The sequence below is a fragment of the Stenotrophomonas sp. genome (genome assembly GCF_059505245.1).
This window is the reverse complement of the sequence record NZ_JCACKF010000020.1, coordinates 61,381-87,484: the sequence shown is the minus strand read 5'-3', so window position 1 is coordinate 87,484 and position 26,104 is coordinate 61,381. Positions and strand designations below refer to the sequence as shown.

The 26,104-nt window shown below is 65.5% G+C and carries 29 protein-coding genes, 1 tRNA gene and 1 pseudogene; 22 read left to right on the top strand and 9 right to left on the bottom strand.

The window, feature by feature from the left end:
• The first annotated feature begins 37 nt into the window (after window positions 1-37).
• Window positions 38-679, top strand: coding sequence for a hypothetical protein (locus AC5JLE_RS09030; RefSeq protein ID WP_134967264.1), 642 nt, complete (start codon window positions 38-40; stop codon window positions 677-679).
• A 99-nt stretch (window positions 680-778) separates the two neighbouring features.
• Here the strand turns inward: AC5JLE_RS09030 and AC5JLE_RS09025 are convergent, their stop codons facing one another.
• Window positions 779-1,516 (bottom strand): DUF3011 domain-containing protein, encoded by a 738-nt coding sequence (locus AC5JLE_RS09025; RefSeq protein ID WP_164167222.1) that lies wholly within the window; start codon window positions 1,514-1,516, stop codon window positions 779-781.
• A 158-nt stretch (window positions 1,517-1,674) separates the two neighbouring features.
• Between AC5JLE_RS09025 and aspS the strand changes: the two genes are divergently transcribed.
• The 18 genes from aspS to queC all read left to right on the top strand — a co-directional run bounded on the left by aspS (window position 1,675) and on the right by queC (window position 17,686).
• Window positions 1,675-3,426 carry an aspartate--tRNA ligase gene (gene aspS / locus AC5JLE_RS09020; RefSeq protein ID WP_046432163.1) on the top strand — a complete coding sequence of 584 codons (1,752 nt, stop codon included), beginning with the start codon at window positions 1,675-1,677 and terminating at the stop codon, window positions 3,424-3,426.
• Window positions 3,427-3,442: 16 nt separating this feature from the next.
• Window positions 3,443-3,766 (top strand): hypothetical protein, encoded by a 324-nt coding sequence (locus AC5JLE_RS09015; protein ID WP_014648168.1) that lies wholly within the window; start codon window positions 3,443-3,445, stop codon window positions 3,764-3,766.
• Between the two features lie 31 nt (window positions 3,767-3,797).
• Window positions 3,798-4,319, top strand: a complete 522-nt coding sequence (locus AC5JLE_RS09010; protein ID WP_014648167.1) for a GNAT family N-acetyltransferase — start codon at window positions 3,798-3,800, stop codon at window positions 4,317-4,319.
• A 75-nt stretch (window positions 4,320-4,394) separates the two neighbouring features.
• Window positions 4,395-5,027: an esterase/lipase family protein gene (locus AC5JLE_RS09005; protein WP_032958946.1), complete on the top strand. Its 633-nt coding sequence runs from the start codon at window positions 4,395-4,397 to the stop codon at window positions 5,025-5,027.
• A 176-nt stretch (window positions 5,028-5,203) separates the two neighbouring features.
• A complete protein-coding gene (locus AC5JLE_RS09000; RefSeq protein ID WP_032128531.1) occupies window positions 5,204-5,935 on the top strand; it encodes a YebC/PmpR family DNA-binding transcriptional regulator in 732 nt (243 codons plus the stop codon).
• A gap of 105 nt (window positions 5,936-6,040) precedes the next feature.
• Window positions 6,041-6,562 carry a crossover junction endodeoxyribonuclease RuvC gene (ruvC, locus tag AC5JLE_RS08995; RefSeq protein ID WP_014648164.1) on the top strand — a complete coding sequence of 174 codons (522 nt, stop codon included), beginning with the start codon at window positions 6,041-6,043 and terminating at the stop codon, window positions 6,560-6,562.
• 13 nt (window positions 6,563-6,575) lie between these two features.
• On the top strand, window positions 6,576-7,169 hold the full coding sequence (gene ruvA / locus AC5JLE_RS08990; RefSeq protein ID WP_014648163.1) for a Holliday junction branch migration protein RuvA: 594 nt from the start codon (window positions 6,576-6,578) through the stop codon (window positions 7,167-7,169).
• 49 nt (window positions 7,170-7,218) lie between these two features.
• Complete coding sequence (locus AC5JLE_RS08985) at window positions 7,219-9,138, top strand: potassium transporter Kup (protein ID WP_014648162.1); 1,920 nt, start codon at window positions 7,219-7,221, stop codon at window positions 9,136-9,138.
• 136 nt (window positions 9,139-9,274) lie between these two features.
• On the top strand, window positions 9,275-10,315 hold the full coding sequence (ruvB, locus tag AC5JLE_RS08980; protein ID WP_049465540.1) for a Holliday junction branch migration DNA helicase RuvB: 1,041 nt from the start codon (window positions 9,275-9,277) through the stop codon (window positions 10,313-10,315).
• On the top strand, window positions 10,305-10,736 hold the full coding sequence (gene ybgC, locus AC5JLE_RS08975) for a tol-pal system-associated acyl-CoA thioesterase (protein ID WP_014648160.1): 432 nt from the start codon (window positions 10,305-10,307) through the stop codon (window positions 10,734-10,736). Before ruvB ends, ybgC begins: the two co-directional genes overlap by 11 nt.
• Before the next feature lie 10 nt (window positions 10,737-10,746).
• A complete protein-coding gene (tolQ, locus tag AC5JLE_RS08970) occupies window positions 10,747-11,526 on the top strand; it encodes a protein TolQ (RefSeq protein WP_005410752.1) in 780 nt (259 codons plus the stop codon).
• A gap of 24 nt (window positions 11,527-11,550) precedes the next feature.
• The gene (gene tolR / locus AC5JLE_RS08965; protein ID WP_006438804.1) at window positions 11,551-11,979 is read left to right on the top strand and encodes a protein TolR; all 429 of its coding nucleotides are present in this window, start codon (window positions 11,551-11,553) and stop codon (window positions 11,977-11,979) included.
• On the top strand, window positions 11,969-13,024 hold the full coding sequence (gene tolA / locus AC5JLE_RS08960; protein ID WP_032958950.1) for a cell envelope integrity protein TolA: 1,056 nt from the start codon (window positions 11,969-11,971) through the stop codon (window positions 13,022-13,024). Before tolR ends, tolA begins: the two co-directional genes overlap by 11 nt.
• A 285-nt stretch (window positions 13,025-13,309) precedes the next feature.
• Window positions 13,310-14,629, top strand: a complete 1,320-nt coding sequence (gene tolB / locus AC5JLE_RS08955; protein WP_100450490.1) for a Tol-Pal system beta propeller repeat protein TolB — start codon at window positions 13,310-13,312, stop codon at window positions 14,627-14,629.
• A 64-nt stretch (window positions 14,630-14,693) separates the two neighbouring features.
• A complete protein-coding gene (gene pal, locus AC5JLE_RS08950) occupies window positions 14,694-15,212 on the top strand; it encodes a peptidoglycan-associated lipoprotein Pal (RefSeq protein ID WP_014648158.1) in 519 nt (172 codons plus the stop codon).
• A 3-nt stretch (window positions 15,213-15,215) separates the two neighbouring features.
• Window positions 15,216-16,034 (top strand): tol-pal system protein YbgF, encoded by an 819-nt coding sequence (gene ybgF, locus AC5JLE_RS08945; protein ID WP_049406165.1) that lies wholly within the window; start codon window positions 15,216-15,218, stop codon window positions 16,032-16,034.
• A 206-nt stretch (window positions 16,035-16,240) separates the two neighbouring features.
• Window positions 16,241-16,942 (top strand): 7-carboxy-7-deazaguanine synthase QueE, encoded by a 702-nt coding sequence (gene queE, locus AC5JLE_RS08940; RefSeq protein WP_496065235.1) that lies wholly within the window; start codon window positions 16,241-16,243, stop codon window positions 16,940-16,942.
• A gap of 78 nt (window positions 16,943-17,020) precedes the next feature.
• Window positions 17,021-17,686, top strand: coding sequence for a 7-cyano-7-deazaguanine synthase QueC (gene queC, locus AC5JLE_RS08935; protein WP_014038216.1), 666 nt, complete (start codon window positions 17,021-17,023; stop codon window positions 17,684-17,686).
• Between the two features lie 92 nt (window positions 17,687-17,778).
• Here the strand turns inward: queC and AC5JLE_RS08930 are convergent, their stop codons facing one another.
• Window positions 17,779-18,735 carry a DUF2268 domain-containing putative Zn-dependent protease gene (locus AC5JLE_RS08930; protein WP_496065234.1) on the bottom strand — a complete coding sequence of 319 codons (957 nt, stop codon included), beginning with the start codon at window positions 18,733-18,735 and terminating at the stop codon, window positions 17,779-17,781.
• 179 nt (window positions 18,736-18,914) lie between these two features.
• Here AC5JLE_RS08930 and AC5JLE_RS08925 point away from each other — a divergent pair.
• Window positions 18,915-18,990: transfer RNA gene (locus AC5JLE_RS08925), tRNA-Lys, on the top strand.
• A gap of 67 nt (window positions 18,991-19,057) precedes the next feature.
• Here AC5JLE_RS08925 and AC5JLE_RS08920 read toward each other — a convergent pair.
• Complete coding sequence (locus AC5JLE_RS08920; protein WP_496065233.1) at window positions 19,058-19,939, bottom strand: site-specific integrase; 882 nt, start codon at window positions 19,937-19,939, stop codon at window positions 19,058-19,060.
• 187 nt (window positions 19,940-20,126) lie between these two features.
• Window positions 20,127-20,366 (bottom strand): hypothetical protein, encoded by a 240-nt coding sequence (locus AC5JLE_RS08915; protein WP_496065232.1) that lies wholly within the window; start codon window positions 20,364-20,366, stop codon window positions 20,127-20,129.
• Between the two features lie 503 nt (window positions 20,367-20,869).
• Here AC5JLE_RS08915 and AC5JLE_RS08910 point away from each other — a divergent pair.
• Window positions 20,870-21,358 carry a hypothetical protein gene (locus tag AC5JLE_RS08910; RefSeq protein WP_496065231.1) on the top strand — a complete coding sequence of 163 codons (489 nt, stop codon included), beginning with the start codon at window positions 20,870-20,872 and terminating at the stop codon, window positions 21,356-21,358.
• A gap of 14 nt (window positions 21,359-21,372) precedes the next feature.
• Here the strand turns inward: AC5JLE_RS08910 and AC5JLE_RS08905 are convergent.
• The 4 genes and pseudogenes from AC5JLE_RS08905 to AC5JLE_RS08890 form a co-directional block, all read right to left on the bottom strand.
• A pseudogene (locus AC5JLE_RS08905) lies at window positions 21,373-21,729 on the bottom strand (bifunctional DNA primase/helicase); the annotation flags it as partial.
• A gap of 63 nt (window positions 21,730-21,792) precedes the next feature.
• On the bottom strand, window positions 21,793-22,584 hold the full coding sequence (locus tag AC5JLE_RS08900; protein WP_496065230.1) for a DUF5677 domain-containing protein: 792 nt from the start codon (window positions 22,582-22,584) through the stop codon (window positions 21,793-21,795).
• 208 nt (window positions 22,585-22,792) lie between these two features.
• Window positions 22,793-23,242, bottom strand: a complete 450-nt coding sequence (locus tag AC5JLE_RS08895; RefSeq protein WP_496065229.1) for a hypothetical protein — start codon at window positions 23,240-23,242, stop codon at window positions 22,793-22,795.
• A gap of 252 nt (window positions 23,243-23,494) precedes the next feature.
• Complete coding sequence (locus tag AC5JLE_RS08890; RefSeq protein WP_496065228.1) at window positions 23,495-23,785, bottom strand: hypothetical protein; 291 nt, start codon at window positions 23,783-23,785, stop codon at window positions 23,495-23,497.
• Between the two features lie 829 nt (window positions 23,786-24,614).
• On the opposite strand from AC5JLE_RS08890, the gene AC5JLE_RS08885 reads away from it, so the two are divergent.
• Window positions 24,615-24,965 (top strand): hypothetical protein, encoded by a 351-nt coding sequence (locus tag AC5JLE_RS08885; RefSeq protein WP_496065227.1) that lies wholly within the window; start codon window positions 24,615-24,617, stop codon window positions 24,963-24,965.
• 59 nt (window positions 24,966-25,024) lie between these two features.
• On the opposite strand, the gene AC5JLE_RS08880 is transcribed toward AC5JLE_RS08885, so the two are convergent.
• Window positions 25,025-25,951, bottom strand: a complete 927-nt coding sequence (locus tag AC5JLE_RS08880) for a 2OG-Fe(II) oxygenase (protein WP_496065226.1) — start codon at window positions 25,949-25,951, stop codon at window positions 25,025-25,027.
• Window positions 25,952-26,104: the final 153 nt, after the last annotated feature.

Here is a 26,104-nt window from a genome sequence, read left to right as displayed (position 1 = left end):
GTTTGCGCCCGTCGGCCATGGCCGTTAGGGTTGGGGCATGAAACTGCCTGCCGTTGTCACCGCTTCCGCCCTCCTGCTCAGCCTCGCTGCCTGCTCGCAGCGTTCCGATACGGTCGCGCATGATCTGGCGACCGCACCGGCCGATGCCTTCATGGCTGCCATCGCCGCGCATTGCGGCCAGGCCTATGAGGGCCGGGTGGTGGAGGACACGCCGGCACCGACCGGCAAGGACCCGTTCGCCGGCCAGCGCCTGGTCATGCATGTGCGCGGCTGTGCCGACCCCGCCCATGAACTGCGGATTCCCTTCCATGTGGGGGATGACCATTCGCGCACCTGGGTGCTGACCCGCACCGAAAACGGCCTGCGCCTGAAACACGATCATCGCCACGAAGACGGTAGCCCCGACGCGATCACCCTCTATGGCGGCGACAGCACGCCACCGGGCACCGCCGAGCGCCAGCAGTTCCCAGCCGACTCCGATTCGGTGGCGATGTTCCGTCGTGCCGACATGCTGGCCTCCACGCACAACACCTGGGCGATGGAGATCGACCCCGACCAGACGTTCGTCTACGAACTGACGCGCCCGGAAGGCCGCCGTTTCCGCGTGAAGTTCGACCTGAGCAAGCCGGTCGAGCTGCCGCCCGCACCGTGGGGCGACGAGAAGGCGCCAGCACCCTGATCTTCGGGTCGGATCCCTCCTGCGGAGGGTCCGGCCCGGTCACTGCATGAACCCACGGGTCAGAGCCCTGGCCGTCGGCCAGGGATCAGACCCCGGGGCTCAGCGCGCGCTGAAGCGTGCGCGGCAGCCGTTGCTCACCCACACCTGGCCGCGTGCATAGCCCCAGCTGCGGCCTTCCTGGCAGGCACTGCCGGACAGCTGCTGTTGCAGCACCGGCCGGCCCTGGCGCTCATCCCAGTCGCAGTTCTGCGTGCGGTTGTTGTTGCTGCTGCAGGTGATCGAATAATTGCTGTTGCCGCCGCCCCAGCCACCGCCGCCGCCGCCCCAGCCGCGGGCCTCGGCGAACTCGGCGCGGCAGCCGTTGCTGACCCAGACCGCGCCGTTGCGCACGCCCCAGGTGCGTCCTTCGTCGCAGGGGCTGCCGGACAGCTGGCGGACCAGGCGGGCGTTGCGCCAGCCGACCGGGCAGCTGCGCTCACGGTTGCTCTGGCTCTCGCAGCGGATGGTTTCGCCGGGACGGCCGTTGTTGCCGCCCCAGCCACCGCCATTGCCACCGCCCCAGCCGCCGCGGGCTTCAACGAACTCGGCGCGGCAGCCATTGCTGACCCAGATGCTGCCGTTGCGGCTGCCCCAGGTGCGGCCCTCGTCGCAGGCGCTGCCGGACAGCTGGCGGACCAGCTGCGCATTGCGCCAGCCGGTGCTGCAGACACGTTCACGGTTGTTCTGGCTTTCGCAGCGGATCACCCCGTCCTGCGCAGCGGCCGGAGCAGAGGGCAGGGCGAGCACGGCCAGAGTGCTCAGGGTCACGGCCAGGCTGGCCAGGGACAACGATTTCATGGCGGCATCCCATACGGTGGCAGGTGCCCGACTATAGGGACCGGGGCGATCAAGCCGGCGTGACTGCCCGGATTTGCCCCGGCCGGGGCCTCGGCCGCAGAATACGAGGCTTTCCGGCCCCCATCCGGTGCCGGCGTTCTCCAGCGGAGCTTCCCCCCATGCGTACCCACTTCTGCGGCCTGGTCGACGAGACCCTGATTGGCCAGACTGTCACCCTCGCCGGCTGGACCGACGTGGCCCGTAACCAGGGCGGCGTCTGCTTCATCGATCTCCGCGATCATGAAGGCATCGTGCAGGTGACCGTGGAGGTCGACAACGCCGACGTGTTCGCCGTGGCCGCGTCGCTGGGCTATGAGGACGTGCTGCAGGTGGAGGGCGTCGTGCGCGCCCGGCACGCGGTGAACGACAAGATGCGCACCGGCAAGGTGGAAGTGATCGCCACCGCCATCACCGTGCTGAACAAGGCCGCCCCGCTGCCGTTCCACGCCCACGAGAACCCGGGCGAGGAAACCCGCCTGAAGTACCGCTACCTGGACCTGCGCCGCCCCGAAATGCAGCGCATGCAGCGCACCCGCATCAAGCTGGTGCAGGCGCTGCGCCGCCACCTGGACGAAAAGGGCTTCCAGGACATCGAGACCCCGATCCTGACCAAGGCCACTCCGGAAGGCGCGCGCGACTTCCTGGTGCCGGCGCGCATGCATCCGGGCGAGTTCTACGCCCTGCCGCAGAGCCCGCAGCTGTTCAAGCAGATCCTGATGGTGGCCGGGTTCGACCGCTACTACCAGATCGCGCGCTGCTTCCGCGACGAGGCCCTGCGTGCCGACCGCCAGCTGGAATTCACCCAGCTGGACATGGAGTTCGCCTTCGTCCGCGAACGCGATGTGCAGGACTTCGTCGAGGACATGATCCGCGCCATCTTCAAGGAAGTGGTCGATGTCGAGCTGGATGCCAGCTTCCCGCGCATGACCTGGGCCGAGGCGATGCGTCGCTATGGTTCGGACAAGCCGGATCTGCGCATCGCGCTGGAACTGGTCGACGTGGCTGAACTGGTCAAGGACAGCGAGTTCCCGGTGTTCACCGGCCCGGCCAACGACGCCGAAGGCCGCGTCGCCGCGCTGCGCATCCCGGGCGGCGCGTCGCTGAGCCGCAAGCAGATCGACGAGTACGCCGCGCATGCCGCCAAGTACGGCGCCAAGGGCCTGGCCTACATCAAGATCGCCGACAACGGCGAAGTCAGCTCGCCGATCCAGAAGTTCTTCAGCGAAGAGCGCTTCGCGGCGCTGGTGGCCCATGTCGGTGCCGGCAATGGCGATATCGTGTTCTTCGGTGCCGGTGGCTACAACAAGGTCTCCGACTTCATGGGCGCGCTGCGCCTGAAGGCCGGCAAGGACTTTGGCCTGGTCGCCGACGGCTGGGCACCGCTGTGGGTCACCGACTTCCCGATGTTCGAGTGGGACGAGGAAGAACAGCGCTACGTCGCCCTGCATCACCCCTTCACCGCACCGGCCGTGGACGACATCGCCGATCTGCGCGCCAATGCCCGTACCGCCGTCTCGCGCGGTTACGACATGGTGCTCAACGGCAATGAAATCGGCGGCGGTTCGATCCGTATCCACCGTCCGGACATGCAGAGCGCGGTGTTCGAGCTGCTGGGCATCGGTGCCGAAGAGGCCCGCGCCAAGTTCGGCTTCCTGCTCGACGCGCTGAACTACGGCGCGCCGCCGCACGGTGGCATCGCCTTCGGCATCGACCGCATCGCCGCGCTGATGGCCGGAACCGAGTCGATCCGCGACGTCATCCCGTTCCCGAAGACCACCGGTGCACAGGATCTGATGACCGACGCGCCGTCGCCGATCGTCGACGCGCAGCTGGCCGAAGTGCACATCCAGGTTCGCCCCAAGACCAACTGATCAGGAGATCCAGGCAATGACCGAGTTTGCGTTTTCGCTGGAGTGGGAAAAGCTGGGCAATGAAGGCTCCGAGGCCACCCTGGTCACCGAGCGTGCACGCGTGTTCGGGGGGTGGCTGGTCCGCGTCGGTACCAATCCGGCCGCGATGGCCCTGACCTTCGTCGCCGACGGCGAAGGCCGTTGGGACGGTGAAGACTTCGGCGTCGAGGACTACGAGGACGACGAAGAGGAAGAAGAGTACGACGAGGACGAGGAAGGCGAGGAAGAAGAGGACGAGGACGAAGAGGAATACGAGGAAGAGGACGAGGAAGAAGAAGCGGAATCGCCTGGAAAGGCTTGACCCGCGCTTCGCCCTGACGTCAACTTCCTGCATGTATTCGATCCGCCGCGCCACTGTGGACGACGCGCCGACCCTGTCGGCGCTGGCCGCACGCACGTTCACTGAAACCTTCGGCCATCTGTACCCGCCGCAGGACCTGCAGGCCTTCCTCGAGGAGGCCTACACGGTCGAGCGCCAGCGCGTGATCCTGTCCCACCCCGATTACGCGGTGTGGCTGCTGGAATTGGATGGGGAGGCGGTCGGCCATGCCGCCGCCGGCCCCTGTGGCCTGCCGCATCCGGATGTGAAACCCGGTGACGGCGAACTCAAGCGCCTGTACCTGGTCAAGACGCAGCAGAGCTGCGGCTGGGGCAGCCGCCTGCTGGAAACCGCGCTGGCCTGGCTGGAACACGAAGGCCCGCGCACGTTGTGGCTGGGCGTGTGGTCGGAGAACTTCGGCGCGCAGCGCTTCTACGCCCGCTACGGCTTCGAGAAGGCCGGCGAGTACCTGTTCCCTGTCGGCGACACCCAGGACCTCGAATTCATCCTGCGCCGCGCGCCGCGCGCGGCCTGACGTTCACCGCCGCTTGCCGCGCGCGCGTGTTCAATCACCTCACGTTCCTGCCCCGCTGACCGCCAGGCTGTTTGCATGACTCCCCCCGTATTGCTGCTGCATGGCATCTGGAATGCCCGTGCCTGGGTCGGGCCACTGGCCTGGCGCCTGCGCGCGCGTGGTTTCCAGGTACACGCGTTCGGCTATCCCTCGGTGTTCGGTGGCCCCGATGTGGCAGTGCCGCAGTTGCTGGAACGTCTGGCCGACGCCGGGCCGTTGTCGCTGGTCGGTCACAGCCTGGGCGGACTGCTGGCACTGGAGGCGCTGCGCCGCGATCCGCAGCTGCCAGTGCAGCGCGTGGTCTGTCTGGGCTCGCCGCTGCGCGGCAGTGGTACCGCGCGCTCGTTGTCCGATCATGGCTGGGGCCTGGCGCTGGGGCGCAGCAGCGAGCTGCTGCTGGACGGCCTGCCGGACTGGCAGGGCAAGGCCGAGGTTGGCCTGATCGCCGGTTCGGTGCCGCACGGGCTGGGCAGCCTGCTGGGCGCGATCGACGATGCGTCCGACGGCACCGTGGCCCTGGCCGAGACCCGCCTGCCGGGCCTGGCCGACCATTGCGTGGTGCGTACCAGCCACAGCGGCCTGGTGGTGTCGCCCGACGCCGCGCGGCAGACCGCGCATTTCCTGCGCCACGGCCACTTCGACCACAGCCGCGACGCGGCGGCGGCATAGGGGCAGGGGAGGCGGGGCCGCCTTGTAGCGCCGAGCCCATGCTCGGCTGCATTCCGTCGGGCCCATTGAGCCGAGCATTGGCCCGGCGCTACAACAATACGGGCCTAGACACGGTTGCAGCGCCCGATCAGGTAGAATCCGCGCCTTGATCCTGAAGCAGCCAGACGGTAGCACCCATGGGTAGAGGCCCCTCCATCGAAGCCCGCAAGAACGCGTCCGACGCGAAGCGCGGCAAGATTTTCACCAAGATCATCCGCGAGATCGGCGTTGCCGCGCGCGGCGGTGGAGGCGACCCCAACAACAACCCGCGTCTGCGCGTGGCGGTGGACAAGGGCCTGGCCGTGAACATGTCCAAGGACGTGATCGAGCGCGCCATCAAGAAGGCCACCGGTGAACTGGAAGGCGTCGATTACGAGGAAATCCGCTACGAAGGCTATGCCCCGGGTGGCGTGGCCGTGATCGTCGACTGCCTGACCGACAACCGCGTGCGCACCGTGGCCGACGTCCGCCATGCGTTCAGCAAGTGCGGCGGCAACATGGGCACCGAAGGCTCGGTGGCCTTCATGTTCAAGCGCCTGGGCGTGCTCAGCTTCGCCCCGGGTGCCGACGAGGAAGCCATCACCGAAGCAGCCATCGAGGCCGGCGCCGACGACATCGTGGTCTACCCCGATGACGGCTCGATCGACGTGGTCACCAGCCCTGACGCGTTCAATGCAGTCAAGGACGCGATGGCCGCCGCCGGGCATGTCGCCGATCACGCCGAGATCACCTTCCGCGCCGACAACGACATCAAGGTCGAGGGCGAGGTCGCCCTGCAGGTCAAGAAGCTGCTGGACATGCTCGAAGACCTGGACGACGTGCAGGACGTGTATTCCAACGCCGAACTCGGCGCCGACGCCTACGCCTGAGCCGTCCTCGACGGCCTGGGCGCGGGCCGTTGAACGGTCACCGCGGACAGTCATGAGCCCATACGCCTGCCAGCGCCCCCCGTTCCGCCCCGCCAGGAGCGCGGCATGACCCGCATCCTCGGCATCGACCCCGGTTCGCAGCGGACCGGGGTCGGCATCATCGATGTCGACGCCGCCGGCCGCGTCAGTTACGTGCACCACCAGCCGCTGGTGCTGCTGGGCGCGGACGACTTCCCGCAGCGCATGAAGCTGCTGGTGCTGGGCCTGGCCGATCTGTGCCGCGAGTACCAGCCCAATGAAGTGGCCATCGAAAAGGTGTTCATGGCGCGCAATCCCGATTCGGCGCTGAAGCTGGGCCAGGCCCGCGGCGCGGCGATCTCGGCCGTGGTGCTGCGCGACCTGCCGGTGCACGAATACGCCGCCAGCGAGATCAAGCTCGCGGTGGTCGGGCGCGGTGGCGCTGAAAAGCAACAGGTTCAACACATGGTCGGGCTCATGCTCAACCTGAAAACCAAGCTGCAGGCCGACGCGGCCGACGCGTTGGCGGTGGCGATCACCCATGCCCACGTAAGGGCGACGGCCAACCGCCTGGGGCTCAGTGCCCGCCAGGCGTGGGGCCGCAAATGAGGAGTTGCACGCAATGATCGGTCGACTGCGCGGCATCGTCGCCTACAAGGCGCCGCCGTGGCTGGTGGTGGACGTGAACGGAGTGGGCTACGAACTGGAGGCGCCGATGAGCACCTTCTACGACCTGCCCGAGCTCGGCCGCGAGGTCACCCTGTACACCCATTACTCGCAGAAGGAAGACAGCGTCTCGCTGTACGGCTTCCTGCGCGAGGGCGAGCGGCGCCTGTTCCGCGACGTGCAGAAGGTCAGCGGCATCGGCGCGAAGATCGCGCTGGCCGTGCTGTCCGGTGTCAGCGTCGAAGAATTCGCGCGCATGGTCCAGGCCGGCGACATCACCGCGCTGACCCGCATCCCGGGTATCGGCAAGAAGACCGCCGAACGCATGGTGCTGGAACTGCGTGACCGCGCGGCCCAGTTCGGTGCCGGCGGCGCGCTGCCCACCGGCAGTGGTCCGGCCCCGGCCGATCCGCTGTCCGATGCCACCGTGGCCCTGCAGCAGCTGGGCTACAAGCCGGCCGAAGCGGCCCGCATGGCCCGCGATGCCTTCAATGAAGGCGACGAAGTGGCCACCGTGATCCGCAAGGCGCTGCAGTCCGCGCTGCGCTGAACCGCGTCCCTTTCCCCCAACCTACCGCCTGAGCTTCGCCAGGAGTCCCATGTCCAGCAGTCAAACCCCGCACGCAGCCGCCCCCGGCGGCCATGGCCACGCCCCCTCCGCTGGAGGACTGGCGCTGGTCATCGGTGCGATCGGCGTGGTGTTCGGCGATATCGGTACCAGCCCGCTGTACACCCTGAAGGAGGCGTTCTCGCCACACTACGGGCTCAACAGCGACCACGACACCGTGCTGGGCGTGTTGTCGCTGGCGTTCTGGGCGCTGAACCTGGTGGTGACCCTGAAGTACGTCACCATCATCATGCGCGCCGACAACGATGGAGAAGGCGGCATCATGGCGCTGATGGCGTTGACCCAACGCACGCTGCGCAACGGCTCGCGCTCGGCTTATGTGGTGGGCATCCTCGGCATCTTCGGCGCCTCGCTGTTCTTCGGCGACGGCGTGATCACCCCGGCCATGTCGGTGCTCAGTGCGGTCGAAGGCCTGGAGGTGGCCGCGCCCGGACTTCATGTCTTCATCGTGCCGGTCACCCTGGTGGTGCTGCTGGCGGTGTTCGCCGCGCAACGCTTCGGTACCGAGAAGATCGGCAAGGCGTTCGGCCCGATCATGGCAATCTGGTTCGTGTCGCTGGCGGCAATCGGCATCTACAACATCGTCGATGCGCCCGAGGTGCTGAAGGCCTTCAACCCCTGGTGGGGCATCCGCTTCTTCATGGAGCACGGCTGGCACGGTATCTTCATTCTCGGTGCAGTGGTGCTGGCGGTGACCGGCGGCGAAGCGCTGTATGCGGACATGGGCCACTTCGGGCTGCGCCCGATCCGCCACGCCTGGTACTTCTTCGTGCTGCCGTGCCTGGTGTTGAACTACCTGGGGCAGGGCGCACTGGTGCTCAACCACCCCGAGGCCCTGAAGAACCCGTTCTTCGAGGCAGTGCCGTCGTGGGCGCTGTACCCGATGATCATCCTGGCGACCATGGCGGCGGTGATCGCCTCGCAGTCGGTCATCACCGGCGCATTCTCGGTCTCGCGCCAGGCCATGCAGCTGGGCTACATCCCGCGCATGCGCATCAAGCACACCTCGCACGACACCATCGGCCAGATCTACATCCCGGGCATCAACTGGGGCATTGCGGTGATGGTGTTCGGGCTGGTGCTGGCGTTCCGCAGTTCGTCCAACCTGGCCGTGGCGTACGGCATTTCGGTGTCGGCCACGATGCTGATCGACACCCTGCTGCTGGCCGTGGTGGCGCGGACGTTGTGGCCGAAGTCGCGTGGCTGGCTGCTGCCGCTGTGCGTGGTGTTCTTCATCATCGACCTCGGCTTCGTCATTGCCAACGGCGCCAAGCTGCTGCAGGGCGCCTGGTTCCCGGTGGTGCTGGGCATCTTCCTGTTCACCATGATGCGCACCTGGCGCCGTGGCCGCGAGCTGCTGCGCGACGAGATCCGCAAGGACGGCATCCGCCTGGATACCTTCCTGCCGGGCCTGATGCTGGCCCCGCCGGTGCGCGTGCCGGGCACCGCGGTGTTCCTCACCGCCGACCCGACCGTGGCGCCGCATGCGCTGATGCACAACCTCAAGCACAACAAGGTGCTGCACGAGCGCAACGTGTTCCTGCACGTGGAAACCCTGCCGATCCCGTATGCGATGGAAGGGCAGCGGCTGAAGATCGAATCGGTGGGTGACGAGTTCTACCGCGTCTACGTGCGCTTCGGCTTCATGGAGACCCCGGACGTGCCGCTGGCGCTGATGCGCTCGTGCGACCACGGTGGCATCTATTTCGATCCGATGGACACTACCTTCTTCGCCAGCCGCGAGACCATCGTCGCCACCGCCAACCGCGGCATGCCGATCTGGCGTGACAAGCTGTTCGCGCTGATGCATCGCAACGCCGCCCCGGCCACCGGCTTCTTCCGGATTCCGGGCAACCGCCTGGTCGAACTCGGGGCCCAGGTCGAGATCTGACGCGCGCGGGGTCGGATCCCTTTTCCGCAGGAAAAGGGCTCTGACCCCATGTTCCCGGTGTCCCGGTTCGGGGTCAGAGCCGTTTTCCTGTGGAAAACGGATCCGACCCCATACGCTTTTGCCGCATAATCAGCACATGACCGACGACCGCATCATCGGCGCCGGCGCCACCCGCGAGGATGACGCCGCCGACGCCAGCATCCGCCCCAAGCGCTTGGCCGACTACCTCGGCCAGGCCCCGGTGCGCGAGCAGCTGGAGATCTACATCGAAGCGGCCAAGGCCCGTGGCGACGCGCTCGACCATGTGCTGATCTTCGGGCCGCCCGGCCTGGGCAAGACCACGCTCAGCCACGTCATCGCCAACGAGCTGGGCGTGGCCCTGCGGGTGACCTCCGGCCCGGTGATCGAGAAGGCCGGCGACCTCGCTGCGCTGCTGACCAACCTGCAGCCGCATGACGTGCTGTTCGTGGATGAGATCCACCGCCTGTCGCCGGTGGTCGAGGAAGTGCTGTACCCGGCGATGGAAGACTTCCAGATCGACATCATGATCGGCGAGGGCCCCGCCGCCCGTTCGATCAAGATCGACCTGCCTCCATTCACCCTGATTGGTGCCACCACCCGCGCCGGCCTGCTGACCGCGCCGCTGCGCGACCGCTTCGGCATCGTCCAGCGCCTGGAGTTCTACAGCGTCGAAGAGCTGACCCGGATCGTGCGCCGTTCGGCCACCATCCTCGGCATCGACTGCACCGCCGATGGCGCCGGCGAGATCGCGCGCCGCGCGCGCGGCACCCCGCGTATCGCCAATCGCCTGCTGCGCCGCGTGCGCGACTACGCGCAGGTGAAGGCCGGCGGCCACATCGACGAGGCCGTGGCACAGGCCGCGATGAAGATGCTCAAGGTCGATCCGGAGGGCTTCGACGAGCTCGACCGGCGCCTGCTGAAGACCCTGGTCGACTACTTCGACGGCGGCCCGGTCGGCATCGAATCGCTGGCCGCGGCGCTGTCCGAAGAGCGCGGCACGCTGGAAGACGTGGTCGAGCCGTACCTGATCCAGCAGGGCTTCCTGGTGCGTACCGCGCGCGGCCGCATGGCCACCCACAAGGCTTACCGGCACATGGGCCTGAAGCCGAAGAACCCGCCGCAGGACCTGTTCGCGGAGGTTCCCGATGTCGGTTGAGCCCCGATTCAGTTGGCCGACACGCATTTACTGGGAAGATACCGACGCAGGTGGGGTGGTCTACCACGCCCGCTACGTGGCCTTCATGGAACGGGCCCGGACCGAATGGATGCGCGCGCTCGGCTACGGCCAGGAGCGCATGCGCGCCGAGCACGGGATGGTCTTCGCGGTGCGCTCGATGCAGATGGATTTCATCAGGCCGGCACGGCTGGATGACACCCTGCAGGTGACTGCCCGCCTGGTCCAGCTGAAGAAGGCCAGCATGGTCTTCGACCAGCAGATCCTGCGCGACGGCGAGCTGCTGCTGTCCGCGCAGGTCCGCATCGCCGCACTGGAAGCGGCCAGTTTCCGCCCGCGTGGCATGGACGATGCCGTCCTTGCCGTGCTGCAACCCCACCTCCACCCCGAATCCGAACATTGAGGAACAACGGATGATCGCAACGCTCCTGGCCCTGCAGGCCACGGTCACCGAGGCACTGCCGGCCGACGTCAGCAACGCCGCGACACAGACCCTTGCCCAGGCCACCACCGGCGGCGGCATCAACTACCTCGAACTGATGGCCAAGGCCAGCCTGCCGGTGAAGATCATCGTGCTGCTGCTGCTGGTCGGCTCGTTCGTCAGCTGGGTGATCATTTTCCGCAAGGCCCGCGTGTTCAAGCAGGCCACCCGCGAAGCCGACGAGTTCGAGAACCGCTTCTGGTCCGGCGCCGACCTGGGCAAGCTGTACAGCGCAGCCACCGACCGCAGCCGCAGCGTGACCGGCCTGGAAGCCATCTTCGAAGCCGGCTTCCGCGAGTACACCCGCCTGCGCGACAAGCGCCGGCTGGATGGCCGTGCGCAGCTTGAAGGCGCGCAGCGCGCGATGCGCACCACCTACACCCGCGAAGTGGACCAGCTCGAGCGCAACCTGGAGCTGCTGGCCAACATCGGCTCGACTGCCCCGTACGTGGGCCTGGTCGGTACCGTGTTCGGCATCATGGTGACCATGCACGACATGATCAGCAGCGGTGCGCAGGCCGGTATCGCCGCCGTCGCGCCGGGCATCTCCGAGGCACTGTTCGCCACCGCCATCGGCCTGTTCGTGGCGATCCCGGCGGTGTGGGCCTACAACCGCTTCACCACCCGCGTGGAGCGCATGTCGGTGCGGTTCGAGACCTTCGCCGAAGAGTTCAGCTCCATCCTGCAGCGCCAGAGCGCTGGCGACGAGTAAGCGCCTGACCCGGGAGTCCAAGCCATGTCCGCTGCCATCGGTCGCCGCAAGCGCCGCAAGCTGAAATCGGAAATCAACGTCGTTCCCTACATCGACGTCATGCTGGTGCTGCTGATCATCTTCATGGTCACCGCACCGCTGCTCACCCTGAGCTTCGACGTCGACCTGCCGCAGTCCAACGCCAAGGCGCTGGAGAGCAAGCAGGACCCGGTGATCGTCTCGGTGCGCCAGGACGGCCAGCTCAGCCTGAAGCTGCCCGACGCCAAGGAGCCGGCCGCCGTGTCGGCCGAGGAACTGGAAGGCCGCCTGGCCGGCATCGCCGCCCAGGACAAGGGCGTGCGCGTGATCGTCGCCGCCGACCGCGCCGTGGCCTATGAGAAGGTCATTGCCGCGATGGACGTGATCAAGCGCGCCAAGGTAGACAAGGTAGGCCTGGCCACCGATGCACGCTGACGCCCTGCCACCCCCGCATCAGCGCGAACCCGGCTGGGGTCTGCCCCTGGCGCTGGCGTTGCTGGTGCACCTGCTGGTCGCGCTGGTCTTCATCGTGGCCTGGCTGTGGTCGCCCCAGCGCAACACCGATGCCGCCGCTGGCGACCCCTCGGTCGAGGCCAGCCTGGCGCTGTCCGCCTCCGAGGCGTCCGCCGCACGCCAGGCGCTGCGCCAGTCGGAGAAGCTGGAGGACCTGCCGCCGCCGGTCGCCGAGCCGATCCCGGTGCCGGAAGACACCATTCCGCCGCCGCAGCCGATTCCCGAGCCGCGCCCGCAGGACGCGCCCACGCCCCAGCAGCAACAGGCGCAGGAGCGTGTTGCGCAGCCGGACACCAAGGACCAGGAAGCGGTGAGCGCACTGGCCGTCTCGCAGGAGAAGGCCAAGCAGGAACAGGAAGCCAAGCGCCGCCAGGAGCAGATCGACCTGACCGAACGCAAGCGCCAGGAAGAAGCGGAGCAGAAGCTGCGCCTGGCCAAACAGCAGGAAGCGGACGAGAAGAAGAAGCAGGCCGAGCAGGAGCGCGTCGCGGCTGACAAGGCCGAGGCCGAGAAGCAGAAGAAGATCGCCGAGATCCGTGCCCGCCGCGAGCAGGCCGAGAAGGAAGCCAAGCTGGCCGAGCGGAAGCTGCGCGAGGTCGCCGCCGCGCGCAATGCCGCCGGCAGTGCCGCTGCCGGCTCCAGCGGCGCTTCCCAGCCGGCGGCCGGTGGTGGTGGCAACAGCGACGATCTTTCAGCCAAGTACGCCGCAGCGATCCAGGCCAAGGTGCTGTCGCAGTGGGTGCGCCCGGATACGGTGCCGCTGGGCCAGCGTTGCCAGATCACCATCACCCAGATTCCGGGCGGCACGGTGATGCAGGCCAAGGTCAGCCCGAACTGCCCCTATGACGAGGCCGGCAAGCGTTCGATCGAGGCCGCGGTGCTCAATGCGCAGCCACTGCCGTACCGCGGCTTCGAGTCGGTGTTCGCGCGTACGCTCAACTTCACCTTTACCGCCCAGGATCGCTGAGGCGGGCAGGGCAGGGGTGGCCTCGGGCCACTCCTGCCCACGGATGTCGCGCTTGCCTCTGGCGTGCTCGGTTTCGGCCGGGCAGGCTGCAGGCTGCTGTCGAACACCGCCCCGAGGGGCGGCGTGACCGGGGCAGGCAGGTGCGATGTTAGCCACGACGTTAACGGTGCGTGAGAGGGCGGGCTGGAACTGACCCGGAATTCACGTACCCTTGGTTCATGATTGCGAAGCGGTTCACTCCTGCTTTGTTATCCCTCGTTCCGGTTTCCCCCTATTGAGCGCTCCATGAAAAAGATGCCTCGCTGGCTTGCCGTGTTTGCGGCCCTGTTGCTGCCCTTTGCTGCCGTCGCGCAGCAGAAGGGGCTGGATATCGACATCATCGGCGGCAATGCCTCCGCCCTGCCGATCACCATCGTGCCGATGCCCTACCAGGGTTCGTCGGCCGCTCCGCAGACCGACGTCGCCGGCGTGGTCCGCGCCGACCTGGAGCGTTCGGGCCAGTTCCGCACGCTGCCGGAAGCGCAGATCGTCGAGAAGCCCTTGCGTGGCGGTGACATCCAGTTCGCCACCTGGCGCGCGCTGAAGCAGAACTACATCGTGGTCGGCCGCGTGCTCGATGCCGGTGCCGGTGCCTACCGCGTCGAGTACGAACTGTTCGACGTGCCCAAGGGCGAGCGCCTGCTGGGCCTGGCGATGACCGCCCGTGGCAACGCCATGCGCGACGTCGCCCACCAGATGGCCGACGCCATCTACGAGAAGATCACCGGCGTGCGCGGCGCCTTCTGGACCCGCATCGCCTACGTGACCGCCAGCGGCAAGGGCGATGCCATGCGCTATGCGCTGATGGTGGCCGACTCCGACGGCTACAACCCGCAGACCATCGTGCGTTCGGCCGAGCCGCTGCTGTCGCCGTCGTGGAGCCCGGATGGCAGCAAGCTGGCCTACGTCAGCTTCGAGCGTGGCAATTCGGCGATCTACATCCAGAACATCGGCACCGGTGCGCGCGAACTGGTCACCAGCTTCCGCGGCATCAACAGCGCCCCGGCGTTCTCACCCGATGGCCGCAAGCTGGCCCTGACCCTGTCGCGTTCGGGCAACCCGGAAATCTACGTGATGGACCTGGGCAGCAAGCAGCTGACCCAGCTGACCAACCACTTCGCCATCGACACCGAGCCGACCTGGGCGCCGGATGGCAGCGCGGTGTACTTCACCTCCGACCGCGGCGGCCGCCCGCAGGTCTACAAGGTCGGCGCCGGTGGCGGCAGTGCCGAGCGCGTGACCTTCCAGGGCAACTACAATGCCAAGCCCTCGGTGTCCTACGACGGCAAGAAGATCGCCGTTGCGCAGGGCTCGGGCAACAGCTACAAGATCGCGATGATGGACAGCTCGCTGGGTTCGCCCCGCTGGAGCACGCTGTCCCCGGGTTCGCTGGATGAATCTCCGAGCTTTGCGCCCAACGCAAGCATGGTGTTGTACGCCGCCCGCGAGGGTGGCCGTGGTGTGCTGTACGCCGTTTCCGCCGATGCGCGCGTGCGCCAGCGGTTGGTTCTGGCTGACGGAGATGTGCGCGAACCGGCATGGTCCCCATACCGTACCCAGCGCTAAAAGAGTGTTAATATTTTCGCTGTCTTGAACCCCTCATCGGCCTAGGAGCCACAAAGGTATCGCCATGAACAAGTCCACCCGCGTTCTGCTTGTTTCCCTGCTGTCTGTGGCCGTCCTGGCCGGTTGCTCGAAGAAGGTGAAGGAAGAGCCGGCAACCCCGGTCGACACCGGCACCTCCACCACCACCCCGACCGGTCCGTCGACCTCCGGCCTGTACGGCCCGGGCGACCTGGACACCGACGCTTGCCTGCGCCAGCGCGTTGTCTACTTCGACCTGGACAAGGAAGACGTGAAGCCGGAATTCCAGGCCATCATGGCTTGCCACGCCAAGTACCTGCGTGACCGTCCGTCCTCGCGCATCACCCTGCAGGGCCACACCGACGAACGCGGTTCGCGCGCGTACAACCAGGCCCTGGGTGAGCGTCGTGGCAACGGCGTCAACTCGGCCCTGCAGGCCAACGGTGGCTCGGCTTCGCAGCTGACCGTCGTGTCCTACGGTGAAGAGCGTCCGGTCTGCACCGAGTCGAACGAGTCCTGCTGGTCGCAGAACCGTCGCGTCGAAATCGTCTACACCGCGCAGTAATCCATGCGCATTGGCATCAAACTGATGCTGGTCGTTGCGGCAGCCCTCGTGGCTGCCGCACCGGCGCATGCACAGCGACAGAGCCTGGCCGACCGTGTCGGCGCGCTCGAGCAGCAGATGTACAACAACAGCGCCAACCAGGACCTGTTGAACCAGATCAATCAGCTGCGGCAGCAGGTCACCAGCCTGCAGGCCTCGATCGAGCAGTTGCAGCACGACAACGCCCAGCTCAAGCAGTCCGCCCAGGACCAGTACCTGGATCTGGACAGCCGCCTGAACCGGTTGGAAGGGGGCAATGCCGCCCCGGCCCTGCCGCCCGTTCCGGCGAGCGCGCCGAAGGCCGCACCGGCCCCGGCAAAACCCGCAGCGGCGGCCACTTCCGAGCGGCCGCCTTCCGTCCACGGTGATGCCGGCAGTCTTGCCGCCACCGGCGACGAGCGCACCTCCTACAACGTCGCCTTCGATTCGCTGAAGGCCGGCAAGTACGATGATTCGGCGCAGTTGTTCCTGAGCTTCCTGCAGCTGTACCCGAACGGCGTTTACGCGCCGAACGCGCTGTACTGGCTGGGCGAGAGCTACTACGCCACCCGCAACTTCCCGATGGCCGAGACCCAGTTCCGCGAACTGCTCTCGCGCTATCCGACCCACGACAAGGCCGCCGGCGGCCTGCTCAAGGTCGGTCTCTCGCAGTATGGCGAGGGCAAGGTCGACCAGGCCCAGCAGACGCTGGAGGCCGTCGTGGCGCAGTACCCCGGCTCGGACGCCGCGCGCACCGCGCAGGACCGTCTGCAGTCCATCCGCCTCGGCAAGCAGATCCGCTGATCCGCTGACCCGGCGTACAATAGGTGCCCTGTAGAGCCGAGCCCACGCTCGGCTGCTTTCGTTTCCGGTTCGGCAAACCCGCCCGGATCCGGCAGCGCCGGGCCCTGTCTGCCCGGTTGTTTTCGTAGAGCCGAGCCATGCTCGGCTGCGTTCGTTACCGGCCACGGTAGCCCACCCGCCACGTGTCCCACCAAGAAGTACCCGCCATGACCGCCGTTACTCCGTCCAGCGCCGCCGCCACGCCCAGTGAGATCGTGCAGTCGCCCCTGCCACGCCTGAAGATCACCGAGATCTTCACCTCGCTGCAGGGCGAAGCCGATACCGCCGGCTGGCCAACCGTGTTCGTGCGCCTGACCGGCTGCCCGCTGCGTTGCCAGTACTGCGACACCGCCTATGCCTTCCACGGCGGCACCTGGTGGGATATCGACGACATCGTGGCCGAGGTGCTGGCCCAGGGCGTGCGCCACGTCTGCGTGACCGGTGGCGAGCCGTTGGCGCAGAAGCGCTGCCTGGTGCTGTTGGAAAAGCTGTGCGATGCCGGCATGGACGTCTCGCTGGAAACCTCCGGTGCGCTGGACGTCAGCGCGGTGGACCCGCGGGTGTCGCGCGTCGTCGACATCAAGACGCCGGGTTCGGCCGAAGCCGCCCGCAACCGCCTGGAAAACCTGCCGCTGCTGACCGCCCGCGACCAGATCAAGTTCGTCATCTGCAACCGTGAGGATTACGACTGGGCCAAGGCCATGGTCGCCGAGCACGGCCTGGTGAAGCGCTGCACCGTGTTCTTCTCGCCGAGCAAGGGCGAGATCACTGCGCGGCAGCTGGCCGACTGGATCGTCGAAGACCGGCTGCCGGTGCGCTTCCAGATGCAGTTGCATAAAATCCTGTGGAATGACGAGCCGGGCCGATGAGCCCGCGCAGCGTTCCCTGATGTAACTCCGGCGCGGGACAGCGTGCTGGCTTTCCCCTCCCAACCGGACGTTTTTCCCATGAAGAAGGCAGTCGTGCTTCTCTCCGGCGGCATGGATTCAGCCGCCGTCATCGCCATGGCCCAGGAACAGGGCTTTGCCGTGCATGCCCTGAGCGTGCGCTATGGCCAGCGCCATACCTCCGAACTGGATGCCGCCGCCCGCGTGGCGAAGGCCCAGGGCGTGGTCGCACACAAGACTGTGGATGTGGACCTGCGCAGCATCGGCGGCTCGGCGCTGACCGACGACATCGACGTGCCCGAGGCCGGCGGTGCCGGCATTCCGGTCACCTACGTGCCGGCGCGCAACACCATCATGCTGTCGCTGGCCCTGGGCTGGGCCGAAGTGCTCGGTGCCAACGACATCTTCTGCGGCGTCAACGCCGTGGATTACTCCGGCTATCCGGACTGCCGCCCCGAGTTCGTGGCGGCGTTCCAGGCGCTGGCCAACCTGGCCACCAAGTCGGGCGTGGAGGGTGCGGGCATCAAGGTGCACGCACCGCTGCAGTTCCTCAGCAAGGGCCAGATCGTCAGCGAAGGCGTGCGCCTGGGCGTGGACTTCGGCCTGACTGTGTCCTGCTACAACGCCGACGCCAACGGCGCCGCCTGCGGCCACTGCGACGCCTGCCGCCTGCGCGCGCAGGGCTTCGCCGAGGCCGGCGTCGCCGACCCGACGCTGTACGCCTGACCGGTTCTGGTAGTGCCGGCCGCTGGCCGGCATTCCCGTGGGTGCGAATTGCCCTCCCGGTGGGTGCGAACCGTTGGTTCGTACTCCTTGATCTACCGGGCCCGCAGCCATCCCGATGCCTCGACGAAGTCGCGCACCGCCTCCGGATCGGCATAATCCAGCTCGATCATCCGCGCGATACCCGCCTTCTCATCCGATTGCCGGCGCATGTACTCCTGCGCGATGCGGTAGCCGGCGTAGTAGCCCACATCACTGACACCGAATGGATTACGGGCGCTGTTGTAGAGCCAGTTGTCCAGATCATCACCGTCCATCTCGGCGATGAAGCGCGTGCGGATTTCCGCTTCATGCTTGGGCCCGTAGCTGTACAGCGGCAGCGCCGGCCGACGCCCGCTGATGCGTTCGGCCACGTACTCGGCCACGCCTTCGCGCACCGCATACTGGGCCAGGTTGCCGGTGGTCTCGCGCTGCTGGGTATGCACGTATTCGTGCAGATTGTTCTGCGCGTTGTTCGCACCGGGTCGGCTGTCGTAGAAGATCCGCAGCCGGCTGCGCATCGGCTCGGGCAGCTCGCTCACGTCCACGCGCTCGTCGCCCAGCGCCATCTCCGCGCCGATCAGCACCTTGTCGCGCAGCGTGGTGCCGCCGGTACGCAGCACGCCAACCGCATAGGTGATGATGGCCGGGCGCAGGGCAGGGTAGAGCGCACGGAAGGCGGCCAGGTCCTGCTCCAACGTGGCGCTGGCCTGCTGCGCGTTGGCGGTCAACGGCCGTACCGAAGTCCAGAAGCGTGGCCACGACTGCATGGCCTCGGCGTATTCGCGGGCCGTGTAGTTGCGGACCTGCATCAGTGCATGCAGTCCCGGGCTGCCGGGATCGATGTAGCGCTGCTGCACCAGCGCCACCCGGCGTTCGGCATCAGGCTCGGCGCGCACCGCATCATAGGTGGTCCAGAAGCGGGCGATGTCGTCAGTGACGACCTGGGACGGGGCGGCCAGAGCGCTGCAGGGCAACAGCAGGGCGGCGAGCAGGTTGAAGGGCAGACGCATCCGAAGTTCCGCGGTGGGGATCGCTGATGGGATGCGTAGAGGGGCCGGAAGGTTTAAGCGGGCTGGCCCGATCGGGTAGTGCCGGCCGCTGGCCGGCAGCCTCGACACACCGTGGTTTCGCGCGACCCAGCAAAGTAGGGTAGAATGCGGACCCCGCCGAAAGGCCGGGGCAATGCAGCGGGCCGTTAGCTCAGTCGGTAGAGCAGAAGACTTTTAATCTTTTGGTCGAAGGTTCGAATCCTTCACGGCCCACCATTGCATTCAATGACTTAGGCGCCCACTGGGCGCCTTTTTCATGCTGCCGGGAAAATTGGCGGGAAAATTACGTGGTTCCACGCTCAAGTGCGCTGCGCTTCCGTGGTGGCTGAACCACGGGTACTTCATGGTCGTAGCGCTGCTGCATCGAGGCCGATTTGTGTCCGCCGGCAGCCTTGTTGTCGCCGTCGGTGATGCCGTGATGCTTGAGGCCGTGGAGGGCGAATCGATCCTCCTTGGCGATGACGCCCACGCGGATGGCCTCGGTGATGAAGCGCTGCCAGGCGCTGGACAACGCGCTGCGGGTGATCGGCTCGCCGCCGCGCTCGATCAGCAGGTAGCGATCGCTGGCACGCAGCGGTACCGGCCGCACGCGGCCCTTCCGGTTCCAGATGCGGGTGCGCCGCGCGATCAGCTGGTCCCACGCTTCAATCATGGCCGGATCCCATTCGGTGACGTTGTCCCGCGAGCCCTTGCGCCGGTTGCTGCGGATGCCATCGTCCTGTCGGTGTGCGTCGGTGAGGGTGCAGACCTCGATGCCGCGCAGGCGCACGCTGTAGGCCAGCACCATCACTGGGGCCAGGTAGTCGGGGAAGCTGCCCTTGACGTTCTCGCCCAGCGCGCCGCGTTCGCGCGCGAAGGCCAGTACAGCGCGAAACGCCTCCTGCGAGGGCATGCGGGAATCGGCGCGCTCCCTCGCCTGGCGCACGCCCTTGGCGGGGTTGGTGCGGCAGTAGCCCATGCGCACGCCCCAGGACATGACCAGGCGCAGGTAGCGGTGCAGGTGGTTGGCCTTGGTCGGGTATGCCGGCAGGGCGGGCTGCACCTTGTTGGCGGGCCTGCCGGCAGCGAACGTCTTGACCAGGCGCTGCACCACGGGTGTGGTGATGCGGTCGACCGGAATCGAGCCCAGCGGGGTGCCGTCCTTGCGCAGGTAGGTGGGAAGCACCTCTGCATAGCTGCTGTAGTTCTTACGGGTGCCCCTTGCCAGGCGCCGGAAATCGCTGGATTCCTGGTAGCGCTCGAACAGGAAGTGCAGGGTTCCGCGAGCGGGTCGACATCGAGCTCGTGCACCAGATAGTGCAGGCTGTTGAGCACTTCGGCCGGGGGGCGCTTGGCGTCCCGGATGCAGGCGCTCATGACAGCGCCCTCGGGCCGCCGTTGGCCGCCGAGGTGCAGCCGGTGGGCCAGCTGGCGCAGGTCTGCTCGATCGCGCGCTGTACGTGGGCCAGGGTGAGCTCGGACGGTGCTACGCCCGGCCCCAGCAGACGGGCGAACAGGGCCAGCCAGCAGGCGTGGTTCCACTCGGTGGTGTCGGCAATCTGGCCGAACAGATGGGCAAGCTGGCGCGCACGCGCAAGATGGCTGTGTGCCATGGAGGACGTCTCCTGTTTCTGAGATCGGACCTCGGGGAGACGTTTCTACGCGTCGCACCGAGGGTGTCGGGAGGGTAGAAACCGGGAAACAGACCGGCGGGCAGCTTTCCCCTTGCGGGTGTTGTATGGCTGCCGCCCTCCCGACGCAAAGAACGTCGTTGCGCACGAATTGCAGGCGCAAAAAAAACCGCGATGCTGTCGGGCGCGGATGCCGCTGTTTCCTCAGAGTTTCTACGCTCCTTGTGGCGGACTTTGCGTCCGACACGGGCCTGTGTCAAGTTCAACCCGCAATATTGCCCCCGGGCGTCGGAGGCCATAGGATCAGGGCAAGCCGCCAGCCGGCGGTGTGAACAGGGGGCATACGGAAATGGCACCGAGAGATACTGGCAGTAACCGCGATTTGGAAGATTACGGCGTGAGTCGACATTCGCCCCCTCCGTATCGCAACCCGTCTTATCCCGCTCCTGAATCGTCGAAGCCTGATGATGATCAGGACGACTCAGATGAAGACTGAGAAGCGTGCCGACCGGACGCTGTTCGAGGTCGGCATGGATATCTGCTACTACATCAGGCTCTCGGAACTTCACGAACGCCTCTATGCACGCCTTGACAAGGCGATCAAGGTGGCCGAATTGGTGTCTGGCAGCGGGGCGTTTGTCACACTGCTCAAGGGCGCGCCGAGCGTCGCAGCTGTGCTCACTGCAGCCGTTGTGATTCTGTCCATCGTGAGCTTGGTGTTCGACTTTGGCGGCCGGGCTCGCGCGATGGCTGATTCCAGAGCGAAGTACGAAGCAGTCCGGGTGACGTCGCTCCGCGATGGGATAAGCGTGGCTAGGGCCGAAACGGCGCTCGCAAGAGCGGGAGCCGGTTCGCCTACGATCATCGAAGCGCTGCGATTGCCGGCATTCAACAGCAATCTCAAGGGGCATGGATTTGAAGATAAGGTCATGCCACTCAGCCGCTGGGAGCGCTTTGTAGACGCAATCGCTTGAGAGTTGCTGGGTGTTCATGCTCTGAACACCCAGCAGCGCACGGCCACGCCAGCGCCGGTGCTGGTGGTCTTGATGGCGCTGTTGACGGTGAGGTTGGCGTCGATCAGCTTGTGGCGGCGCGAGTCACGCAGGTAGGCGCGCAGCAGCTTCAGATCCGGCACAGGCTGGTTGAACTGACTGGCCCTGGCGACGAAGTCGTTGAGGTTGATGGCGATACGCTGCGGGTCGCGCGAGTGGTTGACGATGCGCCGCTCGCCGCTGCCGATGGTTTCCAGATACTCGTAGGTTTCCCAGAACTCGTCGACCATGGGGTGGTCGGCGCTGATGGCGGTCTGCCGCTGCAGGGCCATCTCCACCAGCGCGGAGCGGGTGGCACTACCACGATGTGGCGCGGTCACGCCTCACCAACGAGTAATCCGCTGAACCCATAGCACCTACTGAGCCGCCTCCGGGCGGCATTCTTGTTCCGGCACGTCGAAATTCCCTGCGAGCATAGGCCGCAAATGCATCATCTGAGCTTGCAGTCGATCCAAGATCGCAAAGTGATGCGCGAATCTTCCCTCGGGTAAGTAGACGATCTTCTCAAGTGTCTGCGCTGCTGTAAGCAGCACGTAGCTAGCGACCGACAACATCATGAACGTGACATCGTAGGGGACCGGCGCCCGGTAGGTCATTCCGTGCTCACCCTGGTGGCGATATGCCAAGGCCGCAAGGTCGGTGTGCGCGAAGCTGCAGAGCATGCTGTACGTGGCAATCAGATCGGTCAGCCCTGCGGCAATGAAATCGTCGGCCTGAGACCGCCTGTTCCCTCTCTTCCCAAATTTTTCGTGCAGGGGATCGTACTGCACCATGCATTCAGCCAGCCGTGCGTCAAACATTTCCCCGCTATGTGCTGGTAGCTCCTCCGCATCCAGGATAGAGGCGTACAGCTTCTTCTCACCATGCTTCTGCTTGTACCTCATGCGCTCCACGTGACTAGGACCCGCACCGAGCAGTCGCAGGTCGGCGAGCGCCTCCAACATGGATCGAAGGGGGATTGCTGCGTGTGTCGTCAGGCCGGCCTGAGTCAGCAGCGTCGTGGCTTCGTGCTGTTCAGAGATGGACAGAAAGAGAGCACATTGGAGCCGCCCAGGCGACGCGACAGGCGGGCGCATCTCGCCGATGAGGGCAGTCACTGCGGTGACTTGTTGAATCGCTAGGTCGACGAGCTGCCGCGTCTGATTCATTTTTTCGTCCGAAAGCAGGCGACTCTGCGTGCGGTGCTCGTCTCCGGTTGCGCGTCTTCTGGCGCCCAACTTTCGGCAATGACGACTCATTGCTCGGCGCTGTCATTGCTCGCGGCGTGCCCGTAAGAGTGCTTGAGGATTGTCAGTGGTGCTAGACTCAGCGCACCACAATTGAAAGAGAGACCGCCTCGGAGCGGTCTCTTCGTTTTCATCTAGGTGTTTGCAGGGACTGGGTCTCGCGGTGGACCACCAACTCGGCGATAGAAGAACCGGCCGTAGGCTGCCGCCAGATTATTTCTTGGTACTCATTCTGAGCTACATCGATTATTCGTAAGGTGGCGTAGGAGACTGTTGAGATGTCGCCAAGCAGTGACGAAATTCGATCAAATGAATCGGGGGAGGCGGAGTAAGTCGCATTGATGAAACGTCCTTGCGCGCGCCTGCCGAGCGATGCATACCCATAGTTCTGTTGTGTGTCGTGCACGTTACGGTCGATGGCGACTTCGCACGGATAGCCGGAGATCTCAAAGCCCTCGCTATGATGCAGCTTTACCGGGCTGATTAGATGGCCCTTCAGTCGAATTACAGGTTTGCTTTCGCCAATCGGGATTGAGAGATCAGCCGATTCGATGCGGATGCTTAGCTGGTGCTGGTTCATGAGGCTCCTTGCCCAATGTTGTCTCCCTATAGGGTAGGCGCCCCGAATGGCAGGTTGGGAAGAATATTTGCTCTCCGCATAACATTTGTTGTCTGTGCGTGTAGTCCCGCTGTCGACTGTCCGCCGCGCGCACTCGTCTCCCCGCCACACCAGCAAACCCCATGGCGTGATTTTTCTGCATCGCCTGCAGATAATCAGCGGGCAGCAACTGGCCCATATGGAAAGGCCGCCCCTTCGGGCGACCTTTTCTGTTTATGCCTTGCTGGACTGCGGCAGGATGAGGCACTTGGCGTTCGTGCCGCCTGCCTCGCGACACTCAGCGAACGGGCCGGCCTTGGCCTGCCACATCGAGCCGGCGACGGCGAACACGACCGCCGTCAGGACACACCAGGCCGTGAAGGGGCGCTCAGGTGTTGGGACGCCGTTGAAGTAGGCGACAACCTTGCGAAACCCAAACCCTGCTGCAACCACCAGCGGCCCAACTGCTGCGCCGACGAGGGTCCAGATGCCCAGCGAAAAGCCTTCCGATATGCCTTGCAGCATGAAGCGATCTCCATTCAGTAGTTGATGCAGCCCCTGTGCGACAGTTATCGGCGGCAGCTGGGCGTACTTGAGCCCAGGCGGAACGGCCGTAAGCGGCCCCCTTGTGCCAGATGCTCGCGCACGCCCCCCAGGGTACGGAATGGCATGTAATGGTACCGATCAGCCGCTCGAACCCGCCGCGCGCACTCGTCTCCCCGCCACGCCTGCGGGCCTGATAGGGCGGTTTCCCTGCAGCCCCTGCAACTGGCCGAAAGTCCTGCCATACATAGGCTCCTGTTCCATGGGCAGCATGGTTCGCCGCCTGCGGATCCCTGCGCTTGGGCAGCTTTGCGGCGGCTAGGGCACTGCTGGACTGTCGCTGATGAGCGGGCGGAATTCTTCATGTGCCCATCGGAAACAGGCAATCTGTTGGGCCATCTCGTTGGGGCCGACCTATGTCGTTGAATTAAAAGAATGATTTGAGATTGCGTGGGAAGGCAATGTGCAGATAATCGGTGCGCGGCGCTGATGCAATGTTATTGATTCATAAGGAAAAATTTTAGGAGGAAGATTGCCCTGCCTCTTAGCAATCTGATTGCAGATTAATTGCTCATTAGTTGCCAGTGGCGATGCTTCATAACTGTATGAATTTGAATGGAATTTCGTGTTTTTCGTCGGGGCGTTACAGAAATTGCCTCTTCCCGATGGACATCTGAAAACTTCCCTCTATAAGCGTGGGGTACCCATCTCTCTATCCACTCGCGCGCTTCCTCTCTTCCCCTCTCGCTTACCTGCGTTGCTTGGCTGTGTGATCGCAGTCCCTGCGACGGCCAGCCGTATCCTGCACGCCATGGCACTTCCCGACGGCTTCTATTGGACAACGCGCTCGGCCAGCAATCCTGAGGAGCCGCAGGCCGTCATTGCCTGTGATGGCGTGTGGATCGTCAGCATGTCCCAATGGGTGGACGACGGCTCGTGGTTCGCTTCGCTCGACCGTCACCGACATGGTCCGGGCGGCCCTGCCCGGAGCTGCAGCAGTTTTGCGCAGGGCCAGGCCGGTGCGGAGTTGTGGGTTGCCCGGCATCAAGCAAGGCTCCGCTCCGACGTGGCTGCATTGACCAAGTACCGCCAGGCGGTGCGCGCCAACAGGCTGGCCAGGACCTCTGTGGTTCTGCCATTCAGTTGGATGGCAGGGGAGTAGGCTGCCTCCCGGCCCGGCCGGGTGCGGGCGATGCGAAGGAGCCTTCGGTACTTCCGGTGCTACCGCGCGTGGCGCAGACGAAGGAAGGCGCGCTTTGCCCAGTAGAGAAGCGTGCCCCCCAGGCCAGAGTCCTGGGCGTTGCGTAGGGCGGCATTCTCGGAATAGAGCTGCCGGATATGCGCATCGCGTTGCGCGATCACGTCCTTGGCCCATGCAACGTCGTACGCGCTCAGCACGTAGCCCGTGGTGAAGTAGTCTGGTAGCTGGCGCTTGACGTAGTGAACCGTGTGCCGCTCCACCGTTTCTGCGGCAGGTCGAACCTCGGTGTAAAAGAAGAGCGCAATCGATTGCCGGGTGCGCTGAGCGTGTGCTGCCGGTAGACGAACCTGGCTGAAGCCATGCCAGGAGTGTTCGGAGGTCGCGAAGATCGCGCACCGATTGAACGTTGGCGGCACTTGCCTCTCGGCGTTTGACGTGGTCCAGGGATCACGGAACAGCTCAAACGAGCCACCCCATTCCGCTTCCCAGGACGGATTCAGATAGAGGACGACGTTGAGACGACGGTGCCAGGGTTCGACGGGGTGGAAATTGGCATCGATGTGCGGGTCGAGGCTGGTCCCGTCTCTGCTTTCATGGGTCCCACCGCCGAGGTACCACGGATCGTAGATCAGACCGTCAATCCCGGTCAGCCTCGATAGCAGCAACAGAAACTCAGGGCTCCTGATGCAATAGTCGAGTCGACGATAGGTGGTGCCCAGAGAGCGCACGGCCTCGACGGTGGACTTCCCGCCGGGTGTTCCGTCATCTGCCATGGAGTTGCCGCAATCAAAGGGCGGGAATTGCTCGGAGAGGAGTTCCGCGAAGTCCAGGTCGAGGAAGTCATCGATGACCAGGTGGGGAAACGGGACTACACATCTGAACTCTGACTGCAGCTTTTCCGCGTTGGCAACAACGCGGGGATTCAATATGGAGGTGCCTGTCTGCATCGACCTGGCCTCTGCGCTACCTTTGGGAAGCGAAGTCTAGGTGGTGCAGATCAGCGACCCCTGCAGTGCAGTGGGGTGTTTCTAACTATACCTAACGCTTCAATCACTTGGTGGGGATTCGCAGTCCCTGTCCTCGTTCTGATGCATGCTGGA